This window comes from Novosphingobium sp. FG137 (assembly GCF_057809735.1).
In genome coordinates this window covers 546310-570793 of the sequence record NZ_JBMDKN010000003.1, presented here as the reverse complement: position 1 = coordinate 570793, position 24484 = coordinate 546310, and the positions used below count along the sequence as shown (strand labels likewise).

Below are 24484 nucleotides of genomic sequence, written 5' to 3'. Positions count from 1 at the left end.
ACCTTGCGCTAAGTGTCTCGACTTCGCTCGACACGAACGGATAGGGTGTGATGCGCGCTCGATCAGTGCAGCTTCAGCCTTGGCCGCACGATCTGGTTCACGTGCCCGATCACGATCAGCGTGATGCCCCGCCACCAACCGTGAATGGCGATAAGGTGCATGCGGTAAAGCGACATGTAGACCATCCGCGCGATCCGCCCCTCAACACGCATGCGCCCGCCGACGAGGTTGCCCATCAGGCTCCCCACGGTCGAGAACCGGCTGAGCGAAACCAGCGAGCCGTGGTCGGCGTAGGCAAAGTCCTTCAGCGGCTGCCCCGCCTGCGCACGGACGAGATTGGTGAACACGAGGCTCGCCATCTGGTGCGCGGATTGCGCGCGCGGCGGCACCGGGCGCTCCTTGCCGGGCAGGATGCAGGATGCGCAGTCACCCAGCGCATAGATGCGCTCGTCAGTCTCGGTCTGCAGCGTCGGGCGCACGATGATCTGGTTGCCGCGCGTGAGCGCGAGATCGCTCATCGTCTTGATTTCCTCGGCGCCCTTCACGCCCGCCGCCCAGACGATGAGGTCTGACGGGATCACATTGCCGTCACCGGTATGGACCGCGCGGTCTTCCAGCCGCACCACTTGCGTGCGCTCCAGTACCTTGACGCCAAGCTTCTGCAGCTCATCGCGCGCCGTCCCCGCCAGCACCTCGTCGAGCGCGGGCAGGATGCGCGGTCCCGCTTCGAGCAGCGAGACCTCCAGCTTGGTCTCGTCGAACACTTCAAGCCCGTAATGCCGCAGCGCCTTGGCCGCGTTGTAGAGTTCCGCGGCCAGTTCGACACCCGTCGCGCCGCCGCCGACGATGCTCACCCGCACCCGCGCATCGGGGTTGCCGGTATGGTGCGCATGGTTGGTGCGCAGGCAGGCGTTGAGCAGCTTCTGGCGGAATTTGTCCGCCTGCGGCCGGTCCTCAAGGAACATCGCATGTTCGCGCACCCCGGGCACGCCGAAATCGTTGGATATCCCGCCGACCGCCAGGACGAGATAGTCGTAGCGCACCGTATGCCGCCCGATCACTTCCTCACCGCGCTCGTCGAGCAGCGGCGAAGTGGTGATGGTGCGATGCTCGCGGTCGATGCTTTCGATGCTGCCCTGGAAGAAGCGGTAGCCCCAGCGCACCGCGTGGCCGCCATAGCCGACTTCATCGAGATTGGCGTCGAGCGATCCGGCGGCCACTTCGTGCAGCAGCGGCTTCCAGATATGCGTCAGGTTGCGGTCGATCAGGATGATGTCGTGCTTCTTGCGCCCATACTTGGCGCCGAGCTTGCGGACGAGCTCCAGCCCGCCGGCACCCCCACCCACGACAACGATCTGCGTCTTCTGATCCGGCACGCGCAATTTCCCCCTGCGCACGCGAATGGCGCAAAAGGGTAATGCCAGAAACCGGCCGGCAATAGTAGCCTGTCCGTTCGGGAATGGCGCAAATCAGGCCTTCGCGTGCCCTCCGAGCGTTTCGGCGAACCAGTCGGCTATGTAATCATTGCCGAAACTCATGTTGTCCGCGCCGACATGCTCCACCCCGCCTTCGCGCGCGGTGAAAATCTTGAGCTCGCGCCGCGGCGAATTGACGAGCTGCGCATAGCTCTGGTGCGCGTAGTCAACGCTGATCTGCCGGTCGGTCGCGCCATGGGTGACGAGGAAGGGCACCTTGATCCGGTCGAGATGCCCGTTGAGGTTCATGTCATTGCTCTTGGCGAGGAAATCCTCGTGGTCCTTCGCGCCGAATACCCAGTAAACGTGGCCCCAATAGTGCGGCACCGGGTTTTCGCCCTCACGCGCCATGCGCTTGTCCTGCACTTCGCGCCAATTATGGTTCGCGCCCCAGGCCGCCCCGCTGGCAAAGCGCGGCTCATAGGCCACGGCGCGCGGCGCAAAGTGCCCGCCCAGTGAAATGCCGGTCATGCCGATGCGCGCAGGGTCCACCTCGGCCCGCGTCTCCAGCCAATCGACCCACTTCGAGGCCCACTGTTCGGAGTAAGGCGTCGCATTCAGCCCCTGCAGCCGCAGCGCCTCGCCCGTGCCCGGCTGATCGACGCACAGCGTGTGGATCCCGCGCTTGGCCAAGGCTTCCGGGAAGCCGCCGAGCCACAGCATTTCCTTCATGCTGTCGAGCCCGTTGCAATAGACCACGCATGGCGCCGGCCCTTCCACGTTCGCGCGGTGGAAATACGCGGCGATCGTCTTGCCTTCGTAGGGGATCTCCACCCGCTCCACCGGATCGGCCGAAAACGTCGTGCCGCGCTGGAAGCTGTCGAGCGCCTTGGCATAAGTCTGTTCGCGCCCGGCCGAGCCATGTGCCTGCATGCGCTCGCCCGTCAGGTAGTAGATCGTTGCGCGCTTGAGCTTGGTTCCGGCGGAAAATTCGCGCCCCAGCGCGAGGTCTTCCTCAGCCAGGCTCACCAGCTTGTCGCCCATCTTGACCCATTCGGCCATGAAATCGGCGGTGCCGGCATCCGCCCCGCTTTGCGCCTTGGCGCGGAGCGGCTCGATCATGTCGACGATTTCGCCGATCCGCCCGCCGTTCTCCATCGCGATGGCGACCGAGAGGTTCCAGATGTAGTTGGGAAAGGGTTCGAACAGTGCCATGGCTCAGACCCCTGCCGGCTGGAACAGCGCCGCATCGGGCGCGGGCTTGGGCATGGTCTGCGGACCGCCGACGCCGATGCCCCACTGGTCCATGATCTCGGGCGCAGGCGCGATCACTTGCGCGACGTGGCCCTCGAAATCGACCTTCTCGAGCTCGGCAGTATACTCCACCGCAAAGCCGCCGGGCGTGGTGAAGTAGCTGAAGGTGTTGTTGCCTGCCGTGTGCCGGCCCGGCCCCCAGCGGATATCGATATGCTGGCGCTTCAGCCGCGCGACACCGCGCATCATCTCGTCCACATTGGCCATGTCGTAGGCGACATGGTTGAGGCACGGCGGCCCGGGGAGGAAGGCAATCCGGTGATGCGCTTCGTTGCAGCGCAGGAAGCACATGAAATCGCCCAGCCAGTCGCTCAGCTTGAAGCCAAGGACGTCGATGAAGAACGCCAGTTCCTCATGGTGGCGGGGCGAGTGCATCACGATGTGGCTGATCCGCTCGGGGATCGCCTCACGCGGTGCCAGCGCGCGCGCTGTGCCGCGCGCGACACCAGCGGAAATCTCGTAGGGCAGGCCGTCCTTGGAGAAGAAGCGGAAGCCGTAGCCGCCGCCGAACTGGTCGAGCGCCTTGGGCTCAAACACGATCTGGCAGCCATAATCGCGCACCTTGGCAAACAGCGCATCGACGTCTGCTTCACTGTCGGCGGCCAACGCGATCACATCGATCCGCTGCACCGCATCAGGCCGCAGCCGCACCACGTAAAGCTCGTCATGGCCCTCAGCGGCGAAATAGACCATGCCGTCCGCTTCCTGCACCTCCTTGAGCTTCCAGTTGTCGGCATAGAACGCCCGCTCGGCGGCCAGATCGGTGACGGCATAGCCGACATAGCGGATTTCGGTAACGCGGCTCATAGTTCAGCCCTTTTCATGTCGCTCAAGTGGTTTGTAGAATTGCCCGCCCTTCATGATGGCGGCAAGATTGTGCTTGTCCTGCAGGATGCGGACATCGGCCGTAGGATCGCCTTCGACAAGCAGCAGATCGGCAAGATAACCGGCGCGAACCTGCCCTACGTCCCAGCCGACCAGTTCGCCGCCCTGCTTCGTCGCGGCGACCAGTGCCTCGGTGGGCGAGAAGCCGAACAGGTTGACGAAGTGCTCCAGATCACGCGCGTTGCGGCCGTGCGGGTTATAGGGGAAGCCGTAGTCGCCGCCGGGCAGCACGCGGATGCCGCGCTTGCGCATTTGCGGGATAACCTGCTGGCCCAGTTCGATCCCGCGCAGCGCGCCGAGTTCGGCGGCTTCCTTCGGTCCAATCCCGAAGCCCTGCGCCTCATAGGCCCGCGCCCAGAGCAGGCCGACCGCCGGTGCCGTGAAAGTCTGGTCCTTCTTGGCCTCGAACAGATCGAGCGCTTCTTCATCGGCATAAGTGCAGTGATAGATCGCGCGGAACCCGGCGCGCAGCGCACGCTTCACGGCTTCCGCCCCCTGCGCATGGCAGGCGAGCCAGATCCCCGCCTCGCGCGCGGCCTCACCAATCGCCTGCGCTTCCTCTTCGGAATACATCAGCGTCTGCGAACCGCCCGGCTGGAAAGCATCGTCGCTCGACATCAGGAACTTGATCGTGTCGCAGCCGTCGGCCTTCTTCTGCGCCACGTACTCGCGCAAATGCGGGATATCGCGCTGGTGTGTGGGGTCATGCCCCGCCGGCACGCCAAGCACGCCTTCCGCGCCCTTTTCCAGCGCAGAGGCGCGCAGGCGCGGGCCGGGCAGGAAGCCCGCGTCGATCATGTCGCGCAGCGCCGGCTCGATCCGCTCTCCCAGAGAACCCGCCGAATAGACGCTGGTGAAGCCCGCCTCGAGCGTGATCCGCGCGTTCTGCGCCGTGACCAGCACGTGCTGCTCGATCGGCAGCGGCTTCATCGTGTTGATCATGCGCTCGATCGAGGTCGGCCAGGTGAGATGGCCATGCGCCTCGACCATGCCGGGCATCAGCGTGCGGCCCTTGCCCTGCACCGCTGTCACGCCTTCGCGCGGCAGGCGTTCATCGCCGCGCGCCACAGCCTCGATCCGCTCGCCGCGCACCAGCACTTCGCCCGGAAACAGCGCCGCGCTGCTGCCGTCGAAGATCATCACATCGGTGAACAGCGTGCCCGTCATGCGCCGGTATCCGCGACGAGGCCCGTCGCCGCGATGCCGGCAAGCGCACAGATTTCGTCGTTGTCCGAAGTGTCGCCCGTCACGCCCACTGCGCCGAGCAAGGCGCCATCAGCGTCGCGGATCAGCACGCCGCCGGGCACCGGCAACATGCCATGCGGAAAAGCCGCCTGCAGGCCATTGAAGAACATCGGCATCGCCGCTGCACGCTTGGCGAGCTCGCGCCCGCCAAAGCCCATGCCGAGGCAGCCCGCCGCTTTGCCCATGGCAATTTCGGGCCGGTAGATCGAGGCGTTCTCATCGCGCAGCAGCGCCAGAACGTGCCCCCCGCGGTCGAGCACGACGCAGGCCAGCGGCGCAAAACCACGGCGGCGGCCTTCCGCCAAAGTCTCCATGGCAATCGTGAGTGCGTGCGCTAGTGTCAGCATGTCCCGGTCTCTCTCCCGGCACCCTTCTGCTGGCGCGCGATCAATCTGTAAAAATGCTTCTTTGGATGTTTGGATATCCATAGGATTTATGCATTGACCAGTTCGCCCTTGTGCGCAATCGCCTCGATCCGCCCGCGCAGCCAGGCCAACCCGGCATCGTCCTTGCGACCGGGGTGATAACTCAGCATCTGCTTCATCGCCGGAATCTCGAACGGCACCGGCGCGCTCGTGATCGCGAACCGCCCCTTGAGCTGCGCGGCCAGGCGCGAATGCATCACGGAAAGGCGATTGGTTCCCTCGATTAGCCAGGGCACCGCCGTGAAGATCGCCACAGTCGCCTCGATCGTGCGGGTCCGCCCCATCAGGTCCAGTGTCCGATCGGCGTAGGACAGCGTCTTTCCGCCCCCCAGCACCACCGCGACATGCCCCGCCGCAAAGAACGCTTCCTCGGTGATCGTGCCGTTCGCAATCGCCGGATTCCCGCTCCAGCCCACGACAACCTGCGGCTCGTGGTAGAGAATATAGGAGAGGTGATTGCCGCCGATCACATATTCAGGCGTGATCGTGATATCGATCTTGCCTTCCTCCAGCTCCTGCACCGTGCCCGGCTGCGGCAGTTCGCAATCGATGCGGATGCCGGGCGCCTCCTCGGCCAGCTGCGCGACGAGGGGCACGATCAGCGAAGCGAAGACATAGTCCGAGGTCACCACCTTGAAGCTGCGCTGCGACGTCGCCGGATCGAAATGGGGCGAGCGCGAGAGCATGACCTCGAGCCCCAGCAGGCTCTCGCGCACTTGCGGCATCAGCTCGTCGGCGAAGGGCGTGGGGTGCATGCGCTTGCCCTGCAGCTGCAAAAGCTCGTCGCCGAAATACTCGCGCAGCCGCGAAAGCGCAGCGCTCATCGCCGGCTGGCTGAGGTTCAGCCGCTCGGCCGACCGGCTGACGCTGCGGGTGGTCATCAGCGCGTCGAATGCGACGAGGAGGTTGAGATCGAGACCCTTGTAGCGCATCCTGCCATAATCCCCTGCGGCCCCGCGGCCAGCCAATGTATCGATTCTGTCTATACGACTTGATGCATCATGACAATTTTACTTGATTGATGATTTCGCCCAGATCAGCATCAAACAGATGGGAGATCATGGAATGGCAATCGACCGGCGCACGTTCGTGGCGGCGACCGCTGCGGGCCTTGCGATGAGCGCGGCCCCGCACGCCGTGGCGAGGGCGGTGAAGAAGGCTGCAGCACCCGGCCCCTTCCCCGCCGACTTCATCTGGGGCGCGGCCACCGCCGGCCATCAGGTCGAAGGCAACAACGTCAACGCCGATTGCTGGCTGCTGGAAAACATCAAGCCCACGGCATTCACGGAACCCTCGGGCGATGCCGCCAACAGCTTCGAGCTCTGGCGGACCGACCTCGAACTCGCAAAGAACCTTGGTCTCAACGCTTATCGCTTCAGCCTCGAATGGGCGCGGATCGAGCCGGAGCCGGGCCAGTTCTCCATCGCCATGCTCGATCACTACAAGCAGGTGATCGAAGGCGCGCGCGCCATAGGCCTCAAGCCCATCGTCACCTTCAATCACTTCACCACGCCGATCTGGTTTGCCGCGCGCGGCGGCTGGATGAACGACGAGGCACCGCAGCTTTTCGCCCGCTTCTGCGATCATGCCGCGCGCCACCTCGCCGCCGGGATCGACCACGCGACGACCCTGAATGAGCCCAATCTGGCGGGCGTGCTCCAATACCTTCTGCCGCCGGGTCTGCTCGATCAGGACAAGGCCATGGTCGAAGCGGCGGCGAAGAAGCTTGGCGTGCCGCTGTTCCTTGCGGGCAACGCGCTCTACCAGCCAGATCCGGCCAAGGTTCAGGCCCATCTGCAGGCTGGCCACACCCTCGGCAAGGCCGCGATCAAGGCAGTGCGCTGCGATCTCCCGGTCGGCGTCAGCCTCGCCATGATCGACGATCAAGAAGCGGAGCGCGGATCGGTGCGCGATGCCATGCGCGAGAAGTTCTACAATTCGTGGCTGCGCCTTGCCCAGGCCGATGATTTTCTCGGCGTCCAGAACTACGAACGCGCGCTCTGGGGCAAGACCGGCAAGCTTCCCGCTCCTGCCGATGCGCGCCGCAACTATATCGGCGCGGAAGTCTATCCCGCCTCGCTCGCTGGCGCGGTGCGCTATGCCCATGAAGTCAGCAAGGTGCCGATCATGGTCACCGAGCACGGCGTTGGCACCGACGACGATACCACACGCGCCTGGATGATCCCCCAGGCGCTCGATCACTTGCGCATCGCAATGGCCGATGGCGTGCCAGTCAAGGGCTACTGCCACTGGTCGCTGATCGACAACTTCGAATGGGTCTTCGGCTACAAGCCCCGGTTCGGCCTTCACAGCTTCGACCGCCAGACCTTCGCGCGCACGCCCAAGCCCAGCGCGCTCGTCTACCGCGACTACATCAAGAGCCACACGGCAGGAGCCTGACCCATGCGCAAGACCCTTGCCTTCCTGATCGCGCTGCTGGCCTTCGCTACCGCCCCGGCGCGCGCGCAGGCGCCGGATTTCTCCGCCGATCCCGTGCCCGCCGTGCGCGGCGAGGAGATCGTGCTCAACAACGTGCCGGTGGGCGGCGAAGTGTGGAACCGCGTGTTCGGTCAGGTCTGGGCGCGCAATGTCCAGCGCTCGACGCTCTACGTGATCCGGCCCAAGAATGGCCGCGCCAATGGCAAGGCGGTGATCGTGGTGCCGGGCGGCGGCTACATGTTCGTCTCGATCGACAGCGAGGGCTTCCGCGTCGCGGATCGCCTCGCCGCAGAGGGCTATACCGCCTTCGTCCTCAAGTACCGGGTGAACCCCACCCCGCCGACGCCGGAAGGCTTCATGGCCGATATGGCGGCGAAGTTCGGCCAGCTCGGCAAGGGCGAGCTCGCCGATCTGCCCCCGGCGGTCGATGATCTCGCCGCGGCCATCTCGGTGGTTTCGGCCCGCGCGGCGGAATGGAAGATCGATCCCAAGGCCATCGGCGCCATCGGTTTTTCCGCCGGCTCGCGCACGCTCATCCGCCTGATCGAACAGAGGAAGGAAGCCGCGCTGCTCCATCACGCCGCGCTGATCTACCCGCCGATGACCCAGACCGTCACCGGCGGCCCGCGCCCGCCGCTGTTCCTTGCCATTGCCGCAGGCGATCCGCTGTTCAAGCAAGGCGGGCTCAAGCTCGTCGACAACTGGCTCAAGGAGAGCAATGCCGTCGAATTCCACCTCTACTACGGCGGCGAGCACGGCTTTGGCATGATGCCCAAGGGCACCACGAGCGATCACTGGATCGACCAGTACATCAACTGGCTGGCGGTGCAGTGATCATGCTGCGGGCGCTCGCCACCGCGCTGCTGCTGCTTGCAGGCACCCCGGCTCTTGCGGGGGAGCCAGTGCGCGATTGCCCGTTGGCGAGCGCGCCGCTCGGCGTGGATTCGCCGCTGTCGGACGTGCTGATGCATCCCGATGGACCCGCCGCGCTCGCATCGGTCGCGCCCGATCTCGTGTCCGGTTTCACCCGCAACTTCGGCGGCGGCGACCTGCCGCCCGGCTTCGCCAATATCCTCAGCGTCAACGCGCTGCTGGAAGTACGCGCCGATGGAGCAGCATTGCGCCCGGCGCTTGCCACAAAGCTTGCGGCGCTCCCGATCACCGACGGCTTCACCGTGTCCCGCTGCGCGCGCTACGATCATGATCGCCCCGCCCTGCCCCCGGCAGATGGCCGCCCGCAGGTCCTCGTGTTCGAGAAGATCAACGGCTTTCGCGATAGTCCTTCGGTCGATTCCGCCCGCGCGCGCCTCACGGCCATTGCCGCGTCGCGCGGCTGGCAGATCGTGTTTACCGATCACGGCGGCGTGATGAACGCGGATGACCTGGCCCGCTTCGCAGTCGTCGTCTGGAACAATGTCAGCGGCGATGCGCTCACCATGCCGCAGCGCGCCGCCTTCCGCGCCTATATCGAGCACGGCGGCGGCTATGCCGGCATTCACGGGGCCGGCGGCGATCCCCAGTGGTTCTGGGATTGGTACGCCGATACCCTGCTCGGCGCGCGCTTCATCGGTCATCCCGGCCGCCCGCAGTTCCAGACCGCCACGGTAAGCCTCGTCGATCCGCAGGGCACCATCGGTGCGGGCGGCGCGAAGGCCTTCCCGCTGCTCGAGGAATGGTACTCCTTTGATCGCAACCCGGTGGCAGGCGGCGCAGTCGCCGTCGCGACGATCGACGAGAAGGACTACCAGCAGATCGGCTATCGCGGCGAAAGTCTTGCGATGGGCTACCATCCCATCGCCTGGCGCAAGGCCATCGGGTCTGGCCGCATGTTCTACACCGCCATCGGCCACCGGCCGGAAAACTATGACGAGCCGCATGCCGCGGCACTACTGGCCGAAGGTATCGCCTGGGCCATGGGAACCAAAGGAACCAAGCCGCATGACTGAGCCCGCCACCATTTCCAGCATCGGCAATGCCCTCATCGTCGGCGGCGGCATCGGCGGCATGGCGGCTGCCATCGATCTGGCCGCGCGCGGCGTGGCGGTGACGCTGATCGATCTCGATCCCGAATGGCGCGTCTATGGCGCGGGCATCAGCATCACCGGCCCCACCCTGCGCGCCTACCAGCGGCTCGGCATGGTCGAGGATATCGCCCGCGAAGGCGCCATTGTCGCAGGCTCAAGCATGTTCCTGTTCAACGGCATACACCTGCGCGATCTCGATGAGCCCCCCATCGAAGATGGCCTTCCCGCCACCGGCGGTATCATGCGCCCCGTCCTCCACCACCTGATGCAGCAGCGCGTTGCCGCCGCCGGCATTCCGGTGCGCCTCGGCGTGACAGTCGACACTCTCGCCAACCGCGATGGCGGCGTTGACGTCACTTTCTCCGATGGCACATCCGGCCGCTACGATCTCGTGATCGGCGCAGACAGCATCCGCTCACGCGTGCGCGATCTTGCGTTCCCCCACATGGGCGAGGCCGAGAGCACCGGGCAAGGCTGCTGGCGCGTCTCGATGAAGAAGCCGCCAACGCTGAAACGCGGCGAGATGTTCTTCGGCCATCGCTACATGGTCGGCATCACCCGCTGCGGCGAGGACCGCATCTACTTGTGGCTGCTCACCCCGCACGACGATGGCGAGGAGCGCCTCGAAGGCGAGGCCCTCGTGGCGCAAATGAAGGCCCACCTTGCCGATTTCGGCGGCAATGCCGGCTGGGTGCGCGATACGATGAGCGCGCAGGACTGGGTCAACTACCGCCCGCTCGCCGCGAAAATCCAGCCGCGCCCGTGGTCGGATGGCCGGATCGTGCTGCTCGGCGATGCTGTCCACGCCACCACGCCGCACCTCGCCTCGGGCGCGGGCATCGCGGTGGAAAGTGCGCTCGTTCTAGGCGAGGAATTGGCGCGGGCCGGGACCGCCGAAGCCGCGCTTCTGGCCTACGAAGAACGCCGCTACGAACGCTGCCGCGACGTGGTGGAAACCAGCGTCTCGATTGGCGCAGCACAGCTGGCCGGCCGTCCGGGCGAGGAAATCGGCGGGATCATGGGCGCTGCGCTGCACCGCCTCGCTGGGCCGTTCTAAGAGCCCCCACACACATCGCCCACCCTTTCGTCATTGCGAGCGCAGCGAAGCAATCCAGAGCGTCCCGCACAGCACTCTGGATTGCTTCGTCGCTGCGCTCCTCGCAATGACGATTGTGTAGGTAGCACTCCAGCTTAGCAGCCCAACGCTCAGTCCGCGTGGCGCAAGTACGCCAGCGCCATCTTGGAAATCTCGTCCTTGATGAAGCCCCACAGGAAGGGATCGCTCGATTCCGGTGTGGAGCCGAGCCCGAACTGGCGCGCGATCGTGGCGAAGACGATCTGGAACACTGCCAGCGCCTTGGCTTCCGGATCGGCTGATTTGATTTCGTCACGGAAGGTCAGGATCGCCGCGATCGACATTTCGGCCGAACGCCGCGCGGTTTCCTTGCCCGGATCCGAAACCAACGGATCAACCTCGGCCCGCGCCATGATCGTACGCAGCAGCGGCGCATTCTGCTCGAGGAACGCGCTGTAGCGCTTGATGTAGAGCGGCAGGAATGCGCCGAGACTATCGGTCTCGGCCAGCACCTCGTCGATCATCACCCGCTCCTTGGCGAGGATCGCGGTCAGCTCTTCGGCGATCACCGCGTGCAGCAGGCGGTCCTTGCTTTCGAACCGCAGATAGATCGAGCCGATCGAGACCTGACCCCGCTCGCTCACGTCCTGCAACGTGAAGCTGTCGCCCCCCGTCTCGATCATCAGCGCCTTGGTCGCTTCGATCATGCGTTCGAACGAGGCAAGGCTGCGCCCCTGGCGCGGTTTTCGGCTGAGGGCCTGAAGCGCCAGCGCTTCGGTGTGACGAGTGGCTGTTGACATTGCTTTGCTAGACCCTACTAAAACAGGAACGTCAATTCTAATTTGATTCGCCTGATACGTACCAAAACGTTCCGCACCCACAACCGGGGCAAGCGCGGGCAGGCCGAAGGGGGAGAAAACAAGCACATGCGTTTCTCGGTGTTCCTCAACGCGCGCACGATGCGCCCCGAAGACGACCGTCAGCTCATGAAGGATCTCGAGACGCACGCCCTGCGCGCGGGCGATCTCGGCTTCTCGGCCATCTTCCTCCCCGATCACCACTTCAATGGCTACATGCCGGTGGCGAGCGACAGCTTCATGTTCGCCGCCTACCTGGCCGCGAAAATGCCGCAGATGCACTTCGGCTTCTCGGTCGTCTCGGTTCCGCTGCACCACCCGGTGCGCTTTGCCGAGCGGATCAACATTCTTGATCAGCTGACGGACGGCAAGCTCCTCGTCGGCATCGGCAGCGGCACGACGCCAGAGGAAATGATCGGCTTCGGCGTCGACTACAAGGACGCCGGGGCTATCTCGGAACAAAACCTCGCGCTGGCCGAGGCGCTCTGGGCCAAGACCATGGACAGCCCCGCGGTGGAAATCGCCAACGGTCCGCATCAGGGCCGCGTGCTCCAGCGCATCGCGCCCGCCGCCTACACGCCGGGCCATGCGCGGCTGATGCCGGTGGCGATGAAGGAAGCGAGTGCCCGCCGCGCCGCAACGCATGGCTGGCCCGCCTTCATCCCCGCCTTCACGCCGCCCAAGATCGGCGGCACCGAGCCCTTCGTCCACGTGAAGAAGTTCTTCGACATCTACCACGGCATGCTGACCGCAGCCGGCCACTCCGACGAAGTCGTTGCCAGCGCGCTCGACTGGACGACGCACACTTACCAGTGCGTCCATGTGGCCGAAAGCGACGAGCAGGCGCGCGAGGAGCTCGAGGTGATCCTGCGTGCCTATCAGGCGGCGGTCGAACGCGAGGCAGAGTTCAACGCCCGCGCCGAAAGCAACGACGCCAACAAGAAGACCGACCGCACCCCCAATGCGCTGACCGAGGACTGGATCGGCACATGGTGCCTCTATGGCTCGCCCGAAACGGTCATCGAACACCTGCAGCCGTACAAGGAGCTCGGCATAGGCAATGTGCTGTGCGGCACGACCACCGGACCGCTGACCGAGGAACGCCTGCGGCTGGGCAACCAGACACTGGACCTGCTTTCCCGCAAGGTCATGCCGGCACTGGCCTGATCACGACGCCAATGGGATAATGCATCAATTTCGTGGATGCTGATTGATGAAAACATACTATTTCACTTAATGGAACCAATCAGGCAGGACATTCTTATTCGCCATTCCAGTTCCGGCCCGATCCATGCTGCACCGCATGAAAGGCCCGCTGGATTGGCAGCCCGAATTTCGAACATGGGCTCTTTGTTGAATATCGCAAACCAGACACCCCGGCTCAAGCAGGGTGCATAACGGGAGGGATCATGCGCAACTTCATCCAAGGTACAAGTCTGCTCGCCACCTGCGCCATCATCGCCATGGCCGCTCCGGCGCATGCCCAGCAGGCACCACAGGCCGATACGGACTCAGCCAGCACCGCGGAAATCGTCGTCACGGCGCAGAACCGTTCGCAGAAGATCAACGACGTGCCGATCGCGATCAACGTGATCAGCGGTGACGAACTGAAGAAGGTCGGCTTCTCCAACCTCAACGACATCGACAAGATCGCGCCGGTCGTCCAGCTCAATCAGGATCAGGGCACGGTCAAGGTTACCGTGCGCGGCGTGGGCACCACGTCGAATGACGAAGCGCAGGATACCTCGGTCGTCATCAACATCGACGGCGAGTACATCAACCGCCCGAACGTCATGGGCATGTCGCTGTTCGACATGGAGCGCGTTGAAGTGCTGCGCGGCCCCCAGGGCACGCTCTATGGCCGCAACTCGACCGGCGGCGCGATCAACTTCATCACCCGCAAGCCGGGCCGCGAGTTCGGCGGCGATGCCACGGTCAGCTATGGCAACTACAACGCCGTCCGCGCCGATGCCGGCGTCGATGTGCCGCTGGGCAGCATGGCGGCGGTCCGCGTTTCGGGCTTCTATGAAGACCGCGATGGCTACAACAAGCACCCGGCCGGCGGCGGCTTCTTCGTGTTCCCGGCCTATGCCGCGGGCCGTTCGGACGACAATAACGCCTACGGCGGCCGTGTCTCGCTGCGGCTTGATCCCTCTTCCGCGCTGTCGATCAATCTGGCGGGCGAATATGCCAAGCGCCGCTTCAGCCCGGGCATCTTTGCGGTGGCCGATCTCAACGGCGCAGGCAACGGCCCGAGCGGCGCGGCCTGCGGCAACGGCTTCACCCGCGTTGCTCCGGCCTATCCGCAGACGCTGTGCGTACCCAGCAACACCAACCTGCTGTCAAAGATCGATCGCAACGAATACGCCGCGCCGCTCTATGGCATCGGGCGGGTCGAGCAGGATACCTGGGCCGTGCGCGGGCGCATTGCCTATGAATTCAGCGATGCTGCCACGCTGACTTATATCGGCGGCTACCGCAGCTTCTCGGGCGATCCCAAGAACCGCCTCACCCTGCCGGTAATCTACCAGTCCTTCACCTTCCAGGACGAGGCCGACACGCAGAGCCACGAACTGCGCCTCAACGGCAAGATCGGCGGGATTATCTACCAGATCGGCGGATTCTACTTCAAGGAGAAGCAGGACCGCGAGAACGGCTTCTTCCTCGGCCCGATCGCGCCGCCGGCGGGCACTTACTTGTCGTACTTCGGCCGCAAGATCTCCAGCGACAGCAAGTCGTTGTTCGGGCAGGTCGAAGTGCCGCTGGGTGACAAGCTGACCGCGGTCGGCGGCTTGCGCTATACCGACAACAAGCGTGACGCCCTCTATATCAACGGCACGCCGTTCGCGAAGTTCAAGGCCGATGGTGTCACGTTCGATCCCACCGGACCCAACTTCACGCTGCTGGGTGCAGGCCCAGGCCGCAAGGATCTCAACGCGATCAACGCGCAGAAGCTGCCGCTCGGCAGCAAGGACAACAAGGTCACCTGGCTCGCCGGGCTGAACTTCAAGCCCAATTCGGACACGCTGGTCTACGTCAAGGCCTCGACCGGGTTCAAGGGCGGCGGCTTCGATGCCGTCGGCACCTACCGGCCCGAGACCAACACCGCTTTCGAAGGCGGCTGGAAGCAGACCTTCGGCGATCACCGCCAGCACCAGTTCAACCTTGGCGCGTTCTACTACGATTACAAGGACCTGCAGGTTTCAGTGTTGCTGGATACCACGGTCGGCGGCCAGACGTTCAACGCGGGCAAGGCCAAGATCTGGGGTATCGAGGCATCGGGCAGCATCCAGCTGGACGACAACACCAACTTCCACAGCTCGATCAACTACCTCAACGCCGAATACAAGGAGCTGCTCGCCCAGTTCAACGTGTTCGACACCACGGGTGCGCTGAATGGCATTGGCGATCTCATCCCTGGCAACAAGGATGCGAACGGGAAGGACATCATCGAACAGCCCAACTTCGCGGGCAACCGTCCGCCGTTCTCGCCCCGGTTCATCATCACCGCCGGGATCGATCACACTTTCCAGCTGGGCGGTGCAGGCAGCCTGACGGCGCGTGCGGACACGACCTTCAAGTCGTCGTACTTCACCGACTTCTACAACTACCGCGATGGCACGCAGAGCGCTTTCACGCAGAGCGACTTCAGCCTCGAATACCAGTCGGCGAACAAGATGTACTCGGTCATCGGCTTTGTGAAGAATGTCGAGAACAACCGCCCGCTGACCTATGGCAGCTTCGTTTCGGCCGGCCCGGACGATGTGTTCAACTGGCAGTTCGGCGCGCCGCGCACCTATGGCATCCGCCTGAGCGTGAAGTACTAAGCACGTACCTATGAGGGGGCGGTTGGCGACCGCCCCCTTACAACCGGCAGCCAGCCGATCGAAAAAGGAGACCGGACATGGATTTGTCCGCCTGCATCGAATGGCAGTTTGCCGAAGGTAATGACACACTTGCAGACCGGGTCCGCGCCGCGAAGGCCGCCGGTCTCTCACACGCCGAATTCCACCTCTGGCGCGACAAGCTCGTCGATGGGGATATGGCTGGCCTCGCCGCCGCGCTCGATGAAACCGGCGTCACGCTCACCGGCTTCTGCGTCGATCCGCGCCGGTCGATCGTCGACCCTGCGCAGCATGAGGAAATGCTGCAGGCTGTCGCCGATACGCTGGCCGCTGCGAAAGCCGTCGGCTCGCCGCCGCTGATCGTCGCTTCAGGCTTTACCCGCGAAGGCATTTCGCCCGAAGAGCACAAGGCCGAGGCCGTGAAGGTCCTGCGCCGCGCCGCTGACCTCGCCGAAGCCGCCGAAGTCACCCTCGTGCTCGAACCGCTCAACGACCGTGTCGAGCACCCCGGCATGTATCTCGTCGATACGACCCTCGCGCTCGATATCATCGAAGCCGTGGGCAGCCCGCGCCTCAAGCTGCTCTACGATGTCTATCACAGCCACGTGATGGGCGAGGACATGCGCGAAGTGCTCGCCGGCCGCATCCACCTCGTCGAGCATGTGCAGGTGGCTGATAGCCCCGGCCGCAACGAGCCCGGCACCGGCACCATCGACTGGCCGGCCGCGATCAGCACCCTGCGCGATCTTGGCTATTCCGGCGCACTCGGCCTCGAGTACCGGCCGACGCTGGACGCGGCGGCCTCGCTCGCGGCCAGCCGGGCGGCGCTCGGTGTCTGACCGGCTCTCGCTCGCCGAGCGGGCGAGCTACGGCTTCGGCGACTTCGGCTACAGCCTGGCCTACAACATGGCGGGCGCGTTCCTGCTCTACTACTACACCACCGTCGTCGGGCTTCCGGCGGCGGCGGTGGGGACGATCTTCCTCGTCGCGCGCCTGCTCGATGCGGTGATCGATCCGCTGGTCGGGATTGCGGTAGACAAGACGCGCAGCCACTGGGGCCGAACCAGACCTTATTTCCTCTTCACTGCGGTGCCTTACGTCGCGGTCTTCATCGCCACCTTCAGCGTGCCGCACTGGAGCCAGAGCGCGCAGCTCGTGTATGCCTTCCTCACCTTCAAGGCGCTCGGGATCATCATGAGCCTCGGCTCGATCCCTTATACCGCGCTCATGCCGATGATGACAGACGATCCGGCAGACCGCCTGCGCCTCGGCGGCTGGCGCTCGATCGGGACTTCGGTCGGTGTGATCCTCGGCACCGCTGCCACGATGCCGCTGGTCGGCGCGCTTGGTGGCGGCAACGAGGCACATGGCTTCTTCGCCGTAACGCTGCTGTTCGGCGCCCTCTCGCTCTTCGCGCTGGCCATGCTGTTCCGCAATTGCCGCGAACGCATTGCCGATGAAGCGCCAGCATCCGCCTTCCGCGCGCTGCCCGCCATCGGCCAGATGCTGCGCAACCGCGCGTGGGCCGTCTGCTTCGGCTTCTGCCTCCTCTATTTCATCCGCTTCGGCGCGATGCTCGGCCTCACGATCTTCTACGCAAAGGACGTGGTGCAGAAGCCTTGGCTGATCCCGGTCATGCTGCCGATGGTTTCGGGCGGGCTGCTCCTCGCCGCTTTCATCGCCCCGCCGATCCTTGCGCGCACCGGCATCCGCAAGGGCTGCATCGGCGCCGTCGTGCTCGCGCTCGCGCTTCTTGCCGCGATGGCCGGGCTTGATCATGCGGCGGACTGGCAGATCGGCGCCCTCACGGTGCCGCCGCTGCTGCTGCCCTATTTTGCCTTTTCCATCGTCACCTCGGTCACGATCACCGGGATCTTCTCGATGGCTGCCGCCACGGCGGACTATCATCAGGCGCTGTTCGGCGTGCGCCACGAAGGGCTGCTATCCTCAGGCATCAGCACCTCGACCAAGGTCGGCATGGCGGTGGGCAGCGCGCTGGGCGCGTTCGTCCTCGCCTGGGCGGGCTATCAGCCCGACGCGGTGAGTGACGCCGCTCGCAGCGATATCCGCAGCGCCTACTTCCTCGTCGCCGGCGGGCTCCTCGCGCTGCAGGCCGGAGTCGTGTGGTTCTGGCCGATGGACGGGACCTGGCGCGACCGGCTTGGCACTTTGGCCCCTTGACTTCGCAGGGTCATTAATAGAATTAGCGTTCTAATATTTTCATGGGAATCGCAGGCAGCCACGCGGTTCCGGAACACAATCAAGGCAGCGCTTTGGCAGCTGCCCAGGGGAGACAGCACGATGCCGATCCAACGCGGCGTAAGCCTGTACAGCTTTCAGAACGAGACCTTTCAGGGCAAGATGACCCTTGAAGATTGCATCCGCACTTGCGCCGAAATGGGCGCCAAGGGCATCGAGATCATCGGCGAGCAGACCTTCTGGGGCTGGCCCGAAGTCGGCGTCGAGGATGCTGCGGTTGCCGAATGGCACCAGCTCATTGCCAAGTACGATTGCGTGCCCGTCAGCCACGATTTCATGCTCGATTACAAGCGCTACAAGGGCCGCGAAATGCCCTTCGACGAGCAGGTCGCCAGCGTGCGCAAGGACATCGAGTTCGGCGCACGCCTCGGCATGAAGTACATCCGCGCGCTCGTCTCGATCGCGCCCGAAGTGCTAGTCGCCGCCGCGCCTTATGCCGAGGAAAAGGGCATCAAGATCCTCATCGAGGTTCACGCACCGCTGCACTTCGATCACCCGTGGATCATCCGCCACGCCGAAGCCTTCGAGAAATCGGGCTCGGATGCGCTGGGCTTCCTGCCCGACATGGGCATGTTCCTCCACGCCTTCCCGCCGGTGTGGAAGGAAAAGTTCCTTCGCATCGGTGTGCCGCAGAATATCGCCGACTACATCGAGAAAGCCTACGCCGACCGCGTTCTTTCGGAATACGTCATCCTCAACGTCCAGCAGATGGGCGGCGTCGGCCCCGCCATCGGCATGGCCGAAACGCTGCGCCACAACGCCGCGTTCGAGCCCAAGCGGATGCTCGATTACATGCCGCGCATCCACAACGTGCACGGCAAGTTCTACGAGATGACCGCAGACTATGTGGAACCCTCGATCCCCTACGACGAGATCGTGAAGGTCCTGCAGCAGGGCGGCTACGAGGGCTACATCTGCTCCGAATACGAAGGCAACCGCTGGATCGAGGACTTCATGGAGCCCGACAGCGTCGAGCAGGTTCGCCGCCAGCAGGTCATGCTGGCTTCGCTCCTCGGCGAGCCCGCCCCCCAGCTTCGCGCTGCAGCCTGAAAGGATCCAGTGCCATGATGGACAACAAGATGATCGTCGAGGGCAGCCTCGAAACTTCCGACAAGGGCTTCGCCTTCTACGGCCGCCTCCCCTACTACCGCGGGCTCGGCCTTTCGATGATCGAGGATATCCAGATCACCCTCGACGGAGACCTCATCCCCCGCGCCGACGTGCGCTTCCACGTTCGCGACAAGACCTACACGCTCGATCAGATGGAAACGGTCTACGACGACCGCTGGAACTTCGGCGAAAAGGCCAAGATCATCGCGATGAAGCCGGGCGGTCTCCCGGAAGGCGATCACAAGATCGAATTCGCCGTCCGCATGCGCGTGTCCTACCTGCCCTTCGTGCCGACAACGAAGGACACCAAGGTTCTGGCGCTGGCCGCCTGAGCGCATGACACAGCTTACTCTCGATCAGGCCGCCCTGCTCACGGCGGGTGCAGCGATGTGGGCAACGCCCGCCGTGCCCGAAGCCGGCATCCCATCGTTCACCATGAGCGACGGGCCGATGGGCATTGCCAGCGGCAAGGTCGATGAACGCGATATCGCCCGGCTTTCTCCTTGCGCCACGGCGCTGGGGGCAAGCTGGGATGTCGACCTTGCCCGCCGCATCGGCACACTGGTCGGGCAGGAAGCAGTGGGGCGCGGGATCGACATGGTGCTCGCCCCGAACATCAACCTCGCCCGCAGCCCGCTCGCGGGGCGCGCGTTCGAATATTTCTCGGAAGACCCGCTCCTCGCCGGCGTGCTGGGCGCGGCCTGGATCGGCGGCCTTCAGTCCACCGGCACCGGCTCCTGCGCCAAGCACCTCGTCTGCAACGACAGCGAAACCGCGCGCGACACGATGAACGTCGTAGTCGACGAGCGCACCTTGCGCGAGGTCTACCTGCTCCCCTTCGAATTCGCCGCAAGCGCGGGCTGCGCCGGAATGCTCGCGGCCTACAACCGCGTCAACTGCAGCTACTGCGCCGAACAGCACCACGTCCTCACCGAAGTCGTGAAGGGCGAGTGGGGCTACGAAGGCGTGATCATGTCCGATTGGTTCGGCACCCATTCCACCGCGCCGACGCTTGCCGCCGGGCTCGATCTCGAAATGCCCGGCCCCGCGCGGTTCCTCGGCGCCAAGGCCGCCGGTGCGGTTGCCGAAGGCGCGCTGGCCGAAGCCCGCGTTCACGATGCCGCCGCCCGCGTCGCAAACGCCGCCAGGCGCGTGACCGGCGCAAAGTCCAAGCCCCTCGCCGAAGACACCGTCACCACGCTGCTTGAGGAAGCCGCCGCCGCCGGCATGGTCCTCCTCAGGAACGAGGCCGCCCTGCTCCCGCTCGATCCAGCCCGCCTCAAGACGCTCGCCGTCATCGGCCCCAATGCCGCCGCGCCTTGCTTCCAGGGCGGCACGTTCGCCAAGATCTCGGTCCGCCCTGACCTTGCTTCCCCCATCGAGGCAATCCGCGCCCGTTTCGGCGCACATTGCACGGTCCTCTTCGAACCCGGCGTCGATCCTGCCCCGCGCCTGCCCTTCATGCCTGTCGCCCCTGCGCAGGATATCGGTGACGGCTGCACAAGCGGCATGAGCCTCGAATACTTCGCCAGCCCCGATTGCAGCGGCGAGCCGCTCACCTGCGAGACGCGCGATACCAATTCGCTCGTCTGGTTCGCGGGGATGCACGATCAGGCCCGCTTCTCCGCAGGCGGTTCGATCCGCGCCTCGGGGCGCTTCACTGCGGAGAAATCCGGCACGCACCGCTTCCACCTCGGCGCCACCGGCGTTTCACGAATGCTGGTCGATGGCCGCGAAGTGCTTGCCACCACCGATTGCCCCCCGGGCGATACCATGGGCGTGCTCAAGGCGGGCGACAGCGCCAGCGCCCCGGTCGATCTCGCCGAGGGCCAGTGCGTCACCGTCACGGTAGAATTCACCTTCGCCGCCGCGCGCGTCCACGGCCTGTGGTACGGCATCCGCGCGCCCGGCAGCGGCGAGGAACTGCTGGCCGCCGCGGAAGCCGCGGCGCGCGCAGCCGATGCGGTCGTCCTCATCGTCGGCGAAACCTCGGACAGCTCGGTTGAAAGCAAGGACCGCGCAGGCACCCGCCTCGCCCCCGGTCAACTCGAGCTTATCACCCGCGTCACCGCCGCCAATACCCGCGTCGCCGTGGTCACCAATGTCGGCCACGCCTACGATGCTTCGTGGGAAGACGCCGCCACTGCGCATCTTGCCACATGGTATCCCGGCGAAGGCTTCGCCGCTGCGCTCGCGGGCGTACTGGCCGGAGACTGCGAACCCGGCGGCCGTATGCCCGTCACCATCGCGCAGGCCGAAGGGGACTATCCCGGCTATGACCTCCAGCCCCAGCACGATGGCGCGCTGCCCTATAGCGACGGCACGCGCATCGGCTATCGCGGCGTGATCGCAGCAGGCAAGTCCGCGCGCCACACGCTGGGCGCCGGACAAGGCTACGCGCGCTTCGAATGGTCGCATCCGGTCGTCACCGCAGAGGGCGTCTTGGTCACCGTCACCAACCTCTCCGCCCGCGCTGGTGCCGAAGTGGTGCAGGTCTACCGGGATGCCCCGGAGCCGACCTTGATCGGCTTTGCCAAAGTCCTGGTCGAACCTGGCCATGCCGCGCTCGTCACGATCCCGCTCCCGCGCCGCCGTTTCATGATCTGGGCCGAGCTGGGCTGGGAACTGCTTCCCGCCCCGCACTACATCCGCATCGCCCGCCATGCGCAGGACGCGGGCTTTGCCCTGCACCTCGATGCGGCAAGCCTCCCCGACATCGGCCTTTGAACGCCTAGTCCAGCGCGCGATAGCGAAAGTCCCGGAACACCCCCTGCCCCTTGCCCGAAGCGAACAGCGCGGGCCGCAGGCTGGCAAGGTCGTCCATCGTGTTGGCGTTGTAGCCCGAGACTTCCGAGCGAACGCCATGGCGCGTCCAGTGCTCGCCATCGGTGCTGTAGAAGAACGTCACGATCTGCCGCTCGTTGACGATCCGGAGATGCAACGTGCGCGCTGCCGGCGCTGGCTCGCGCCAATACATCGGCATGCCGCCGCGATAGCTGGTCATGCCGGAGCCGGTGATGCCCATGCCGAGAAACAGCCGCCGGTTGTAGAACAACAGCAGCCCCGCTTCGCCTTCCCCTTCCAGTTCCACCGTCACGCTGATCTCGTAGGCCCGGTCGCCCACCATCTGCGTCAGCACGCTGCCATCGCCGGGACCGCCGCCCTTGCCCGGCAGCACCAGCTTCCCGCCCCCCATCGCGATCCGCGCCGCCTCATCCGGCGATGCGCCATAGGCCGTCCAGCGCGTGCCGAGCGAGGATGATGCAAACGCATCGGACCGTGCCATCCCATGCGGTGCGCCCGATTTCCCGCCCGGCATCGGCAGCGCGCGCGAAAGATCGCCGCCCAGCGCGCGGGGCCAGCCATCCGCCGTCCACGCAAAGGGCTCCAGCAAGGTCTGCCGCCCCAGCGTGCGATAGCCGTTCTCATAGCCATGGTAGACGAAGTACCACTGCCCGCCCGGCCCCTCGACCGCCGTCGCATGCCCGCGCGACCACCAAGCCTCGCTCGCATCCTTCGTGCGAATGATCGGATTGTGCGGGCAATTCTCCCACGGCCCTTGAACCGACTTCGACCGCGCGACCGTCACCATATGCCCCGTCGGCGGCCCGCTCGTGCCGCCCACTGCCGTCACGAGGTAGAACCAGTCCCCCCGCCGCATCAGCTTTGGCCCCTCCAGCGCATAGGCCTCGGTCACCCATTCGTCGGGATACTTCCAACCATCGAACGCTTGGCTGACCGGACCCGCCGCGGCAAGCCCGTCGTCCGCAAGCTGCACCCGCGCCACGCCCGAAAGGAACAGATAGCGCTTGCCGTCCTCGCCCACGACATGCCCCGGATCGATATAGCCGCGAATGCCAAGGTCGATCGGCTCGCTCCACGGCCCGGTGATCTTGTCCGCATGGATCACCCAGATCTGCGGCGCATCCTTCACCTTGTCGGACCACGGCGCGGGGATGAAGGGGATGTAGATGAAATAGCGCCCGGCGTGCTTCACCAGATCGACCGCAAAGCCGATTGCCGCTGGATGCGCCAGCGCGGGCCCCACCGGCACCCAGTTCACCAGATCGCGCGAATGCCAGACAAGCAGGCCCGGCGCGGCATCGAAGCTTGAATGCGTTAGGTAGTAATCCTCCCCGTCCTTGAGGATGGAAGGATCGGGATAATCACCCGCGAGCACCGGATTGCGAAACCAGCCATTGCCCAGATCCGCCTTGCGTTGCCCCTCGATGCCCCGTCCCCACTGCGGCGCGGTCTTGGCCATGCGCCCCGGAACGGCAGCGTTAACACCCACCGGCAGGGCCGCTCCCGTCATAGCCGCCCCGCCCAGCGCGAACAGCGAACGCCGATCCACCTCGAAGCCACCCATCGACACGTTCTCCCTTCTGATGTTCTATCCAACGCTTGAAAACTGATCTCTAACAAATTAGAACGGCCATTACAAATAGTCGGGGAGAAACAGTCTTGAGTCGGCTGCGCATGGCCATGATCGGCGGCGGCCCGGGTGCCTTTATCGGCCCCGTGCACCGGATCGCGGCAGAACTGGACCGCGAGATCGAACTGGTCGCCGGGGTATTCTCAGGCGATCCCGCACGCAGCCGTGCCGGGGGCATCGCCTATGGCATCGATCCCGCCCGCGCTTATGGAAGCCTCGCCGAAATGCTCGCCGCCGAACGCGCGCGGGTGGACGGCGCGCAGTTCGTCGCGGTGGTCACGCCCAACCACGATCATCTCCCCTCGGCCCGCGCCGCGCTCGCCGCCGGCTTTCCCGTGATCAGCGACAAGCCGATGACCGCGACACTGGATGAAGCGCGCGAACTGGCCGTCGCGGTGGCCGAAGCGGGCCTCCCCTTCGCCCTCACCTATACCTATTCCGGCTATCCGCTGGTCCGCGAAGCCCGCGCGCGGATTGCCGCAGGCACGCTTGGCACCGTGCGCAAGGTCGTCGTCGAATACCCGCAAGGCTGGCTCGCCAGCCCGGCGGAAGGCAAGCAGGCCGAATGGCGCGTCGATCCCGCGCGCGCCGGAGCTGGTGGCTGCATCGGCGATATCGGCGTCCATGCGTTCCAGCTCGCCGAGTTCGTCACCGGCCTCCATGTCACCGAACTCCTCGCCGATCTCGGCGCGGTCGTGCCGGGTCGCCAGCTCGATGATGATTGCTCCGTACTCCTCCGTTTCGAAAACGGTGCGCGCGGCGTGCTTCTCGCCAGCCAGATCGAAGTCGGCGAACTCAATGGCCTGCGCATCCGCGTCTATGGCGAAAAGGGCGGCCTCGTGTGGCGGCAGGAGGAGCCGAACACGCTCACGCTCCACCACCTTGATGGCCGCAGTGAGAGTATCCGCGCCGGAACCGGCCTCCTCGGCCCCGATGCCGCGCGCCGCACCCGCACGCCGGGCGGCCACCCGGAGGGCTATCTCGAAGCCTTCGCCAACCTCTACCGCGATTTCGCCGAAGTGCTGCGCGGCGGCAGCGCCCCGCTGCTGCCCGGCGCGGCCGAGGGGCTGCGCTCGATGGCTTTCATCGACACCGCCGTCCGCGCCAGCGCCGCCCGCTCTGGCTGGACCCCGCTTACCGTCTGAGGACCACGCCC

The 24484-nt window shown here is 65.2% G+C and carries 20 protein-coding genes; 12 read left to right on the top strand and 8 right to left on the bottom strand.

Features of this window, described 5'->3' with window-relative positions; genetic code table 11:
* Window positions 1-62: 62 nt before the first annotated feature.
* The 6 genes from ACODS2_RS12075 to ACODS2_RS12050 form a co-directional block, all read right to left on the bottom strand.
* Window positions 63-1376, bottom strand: coding sequence for an NAD(P)/FAD-dependent oxidoreductase (locus ACODS2_RS12075; protein WP_298170622.1), 1314 nt, complete (start codon window positions 1374-1376; stop codon window positions 63-65).
* Window positions 1377-1469: 93 nt separating this feature from the next.
* Window positions 1470-2630: an alpha/beta hydrolase family protein gene (locus ACODS2_RS12070; RefSeq protein WP_488999023.1), complete on the bottom strand. Its 1161-nt coding sequence runs from the start codon at window positions 2628-2630 to the stop codon at window positions 1470-1472.
* 3 nt (window positions 2631-2633) lie between these two features.
* A complete protein-coding gene (locus tag ACODS2_RS12065; protein WP_488999022.1) occupies window positions 2634-3536 on the bottom strand; it encodes a VOC family protein in 903 nt (300 codons plus the stop codon).
* Between the two features lie 3 nt (window positions 3537-3539).
* Window positions 3540-4781: an amidohydrolase family protein gene (locus ACODS2_RS12060; RefSeq protein WP_488999021.1), complete on the bottom strand. Its 1242-nt coding sequence runs from the start codon at window positions 4779-4781 to the stop codon at window positions 3540-3542.
* On the bottom strand, window positions 4778-5206 hold the full coding sequence (locus ACODS2_RS12055) for a GlcG/HbpS family heme-binding protein (protein WP_488999020.1): 429 nt from the start codon (window positions 5204-5206) through the stop codon (window positions 4778-4780). Before ACODS2_RS12055 ends, ACODS2_RS12060 begins: the two co-directional genes overlap by 4 nt.
* 86 nt (window positions 5207-5292) lie before the next feature.
* Window positions 5293-6216, bottom strand: a complete 924-nt coding sequence (locus ACODS2_RS12050) for a LysR family transcriptional regulator (protein ID WP_298170599.1) — start codon at window positions 6214-6216, stop codon at window positions 5293-5295.
* Between the two features lie 133 nt (window positions 6217-6349).
* Here ACODS2_RS12050 and ACODS2_RS12045 point away from each other — a divergent pair, with 133 nt between their 5' ends.
* From ACODS2_RS12045 to ACODS2_RS12030, 4 genes are read left to right on the top strand one after another with little or no spacing between them, the layout of a single operon-like run.
* Window positions 6350-7684, top strand: a complete 1335-nt coding sequence (locus ACODS2_RS12045; RefSeq protein WP_488999019.1) for a glycoside hydrolase family 1 protein — start codon at window positions 6350-6352, stop codon at window positions 7682-7684.
* 3 nt (window positions 7685-7687) lie between these two features.
* A complete protein-coding gene (locus ACODS2_RS12040; RefSeq protein WP_488999018.1) occupies window positions 7688-8557 on the top strand; it encodes an alpha/beta hydrolase in 870 nt (289 codons plus the stop codon).
* A gap of 2 nt (window positions 8558-8559) precedes the next feature.
* Entirely contained in the window at window positions 8560-9669 is a 1110-nt protein-coding gene (locus tag ACODS2_RS12035; RefSeq protein WP_488999017.1) for a ThuA domain-containing protein, read from the top strand.
* The gene (locus ACODS2_RS12030; RefSeq protein WP_488999016.1) at window positions 9662-10804 is read left to right on the top strand and encodes an FAD-dependent monooxygenase; all 1143 of its coding nucleotides are present in this window, start codon (window positions 9662-9664) and stop codon (window positions 10802-10804) included. Before ACODS2_RS12035 ends, ACODS2_RS12030 begins: the two co-directional genes overlap by 8 nt.
* A 149-nt stretch (window positions 10805-10953) precedes the next feature.
* On the opposite strand, the gene ACODS2_RS12025 is transcribed toward ACODS2_RS12030, so the two are convergent.
* Complete coding sequence (locus ACODS2_RS12025) at window positions 10954-11622, bottom strand: TetR/AcrR family transcriptional regulator (RefSeq protein ID WP_298170585.1); 669 nt, start codon at window positions 11620-11622, stop codon at window positions 10954-10956.
* A 126-nt stretch (window positions 11623-11748) separates the two neighbouring features.
* Here ACODS2_RS12025 and ACODS2_RS12020 point away from each other — a divergent pair, with 126 nt between their 5' ends.
* The 7 genes from ACODS2_RS12020 to ACODS2_RS11990 all read left to right on the top strand — a co-directional run bounded on the left by ACODS2_RS12020 (window position 11749) and on the right by ACODS2_RS11990 (window position 21620).
* Window positions 11749-12846, top strand: coding sequence for an LLM class flavin-dependent oxidoreductase (locus tag ACODS2_RS12020; protein WP_298170582.1), 1098 nt, complete (start codon window positions 11749-11751; stop codon window positions 12844-12846).
* 242 nt (window positions 12847-13088) lie between these two features.
* A complete protein-coding gene (locus ACODS2_RS12015; protein ID WP_488999015.1) occupies window positions 13089-15506 on the top strand; it encodes a TonB-dependent receptor in 2418 nt (805 codons plus the stop codon).
* 77 nt (window positions 15507-15583) lie between these two features.
* Entirely contained in the window at window positions 15584-16363 is a 780-nt protein-coding gene (locus tag ACODS2_RS12010) for a TIM barrel protein (RefSeq protein ID WP_488999014.1), read from the top strand.
* Window positions 16356-17705 (top strand): MFS transporter, encoded by a 1350-nt coding sequence (locus ACODS2_RS12005; protein ID WP_488999013.1) that lies wholly within the window; start codon window positions 16356-16358, stop codon window positions 17703-17705. Before ACODS2_RS12010 ends, ACODS2_RS12005 begins: the two co-directional genes overlap by 8 nt.
* 120 nt (window positions 17706-17825) lie before the next feature.
* Window positions 17826-18833 (top strand): sugar phosphate isomerase/epimerase family protein, encoded by a 1008-nt coding sequence (locus tag ACODS2_RS12000; RefSeq protein ID WP_488999012.1) that lies wholly within the window; start codon window positions 17826-17828, stop codon window positions 18831-18833.
* 14 nt (window positions 18834-18847) lie between these two features.
* Window positions 18848-19225: a C-glycoside deglycosidase beta subunit domain-containing protein gene (locus ACODS2_RS11995; protein WP_488999011.1), complete on the top strand. Its 378-nt coding sequence runs from the start codon at window positions 18848-18850 to the stop codon at window positions 19223-19225.
* A 4-nt stretch (window positions 19226-19229) separates the two neighbouring features.
* Complete coding sequence (locus ACODS2_RS11990) at window positions 19230-21620, top strand: glycoside hydrolase family 3 C-terminal domain-containing protein (protein ID WP_488999010.1); 2391 nt, start codon at window positions 19230-19232, stop codon at window positions 21618-21620.
* A 4-nt stretch (window positions 21621-21624) separates the two neighbouring features.
* On the opposite strand, the gene ACODS2_RS11985 is transcribed toward ACODS2_RS11990, so the two are convergent.
* Window positions 21625-23262: a family 43 glycosylhydrolase gene (locus ACODS2_RS11985; protein WP_488999009.1), complete on the bottom strand. Its 1638-nt coding sequence runs from the start codon at window positions 23260-23262 to the stop codon at window positions 21625-21627.
* Window positions 23263-23372: 110 nt separating this feature from the next.
* On the opposite strand from ACODS2_RS11985, the gene ACODS2_RS11980 reads away from it, so the two are divergent.
* Window positions 23373-24473, top strand: a complete 1101-nt coding sequence (locus tag ACODS2_RS11980) for a Gfo/Idh/MocA family protein (RefSeq protein ID WP_488999008.1) — start codon at window positions 23373-23375, stop codon at window positions 24471-24473.
* The last annotated feature ends 11 nt before the right edge of the window (window positions 24474-24484 follow it).

What these genes read in the sequence shown, in the direction of transcription:
- ACODS2_RS12035 (WP_488999017.1), top strand. Translation starts at nt 8,560, where the DNA reads ATGCTGCGGGCGCTCGCCACCGCGCTGCTGCTGCTTGCAGGCACCCCG.
- ACODS2_RS12015 (WP_488999015.1), top strand. Translation starts at nt 13,089, where the DNA reads ATGCGCAACTTCATCCAAGGTACAAGTCTGCTCGCCACCTGCGCCATC.
- ACODS2_RS12025 (WP_298170585.1), bottom strand. Translation starts at nt 11,622, where the DNA reads ATGTCAACAGCCACTCGTCACACCGAAGCGCTGGCGCTTCAGGCCCTC.
- ACODS2_RS12020 (WP_298170582.1), top strand. Translation starts at nt 11,749, where the DNA reads ATGCGTTTCTCGGTGTTCCTCAACGCGCGCACGATGCGCCCCGAAGAC.
- ACODS2_RS12030 (WP_488999016.1), top strand. Translation starts at nt 9,662, where the DNA reads ATGACTGAGCCCGCCACCATTTCCAGCATCGGCAATGCCCTCATCGTC.
- ACODS2_RS12060 (WP_488999021.1), bottom strand. Translation starts at nt 4,781, where the DNA reads ATGACGGGCACGCTGTTCACCGATGTGATGATCTTCGACGGCAGCAGC.
- ACODS2_RS12065 (WP_488999022.1), bottom strand. Translation starts at nt 3,536, where the DNA reads ATGAGCCGCGTTACCGAAATCCGCTATGTCGGCTATGCCGTCACCGAT.
- ACODS2_RS11985 (WP_488999009.1), bottom strand. Translation starts at nt 23,262, where the DNA reads ATGGGTGGCTTCGAGGTGGATCGGCGTTCGCTGTTCGCGCTGGGCGGG.
- ACODS2_RS12040 (WP_488999018.1), top strand. Translation starts at nt 7,688, where the DNA reads ATGCGCAAGACCCTTGCCTTCCTGATCGCGCTGCTGGCCTTCGCTACC.
- ACODS2_RS12000 (WP_488999012.1), top strand. Translation starts at nt 17,826, where the DNA reads ATGCCGATCCAACGCGGCGTAAGCCTGTACAGCTTTCAGAACGAGACC.
- ACODS2_RS12010 (WP_488999014.1), top strand. Translation starts at nt 15,584, where the DNA reads ATGGATTTGTCCGCCTGCATCGAATGGCAGTTTGCCGAAGGTAATGAC.
- ACODS2_RS11995 (WP_488999011.1), top strand. Translation starts at nt 18,848, where the DNA reads ATGATGGACAACAAGATGATCGTCGAGGGCAGCCTCGAAACTTCCGAC.
- ACODS2_RS12050 (WP_298170599.1), bottom strand. Translation starts at nt 6,216, where the DNA reads ATGCGCTACAAGGGTCTCGATCTCAACCTCCTCGTCGCATTCGACGCG.
- ACODS2_RS11980 (WP_488999008.1), top strand. Translation starts at nt 23,373, where the DNA reads ATGGCCATGATCGGCGGCGGCCCGGGTGCCTTTATCGGCCCCGTGCAC.
- ACODS2_RS12070 (WP_488999023.1), bottom strand. Translation starts at nt 2,630, where the DNA reads ATGGCACTGTTCGAACCCTTTCCCAACTACATCTGGAACCTCTCGGTC.
- ACODS2_RS11990 (WP_488999010.1), top strand. Translation starts at nt 19,230, where the DNA reads ATGACACAGCTTACTCTCGATCAGGCCGCCCTGCTCACGGCGGGTGCA.
- ACODS2_RS12055 (WP_488999020.1), bottom strand. Translation starts at nt 5,206, where the DNA reads ATGCTGACACTAGCGCACGCACTCACGATTGCCATGGAGACTTTGGCG.
- ACODS2_RS12045 (WP_488999019.1), top strand. Translation starts at nt 6,350, where the DNA reads ATGGCAATCGACCGGCGCACGTTCGTGGCGGCGACCGCTGCGGGCCTT.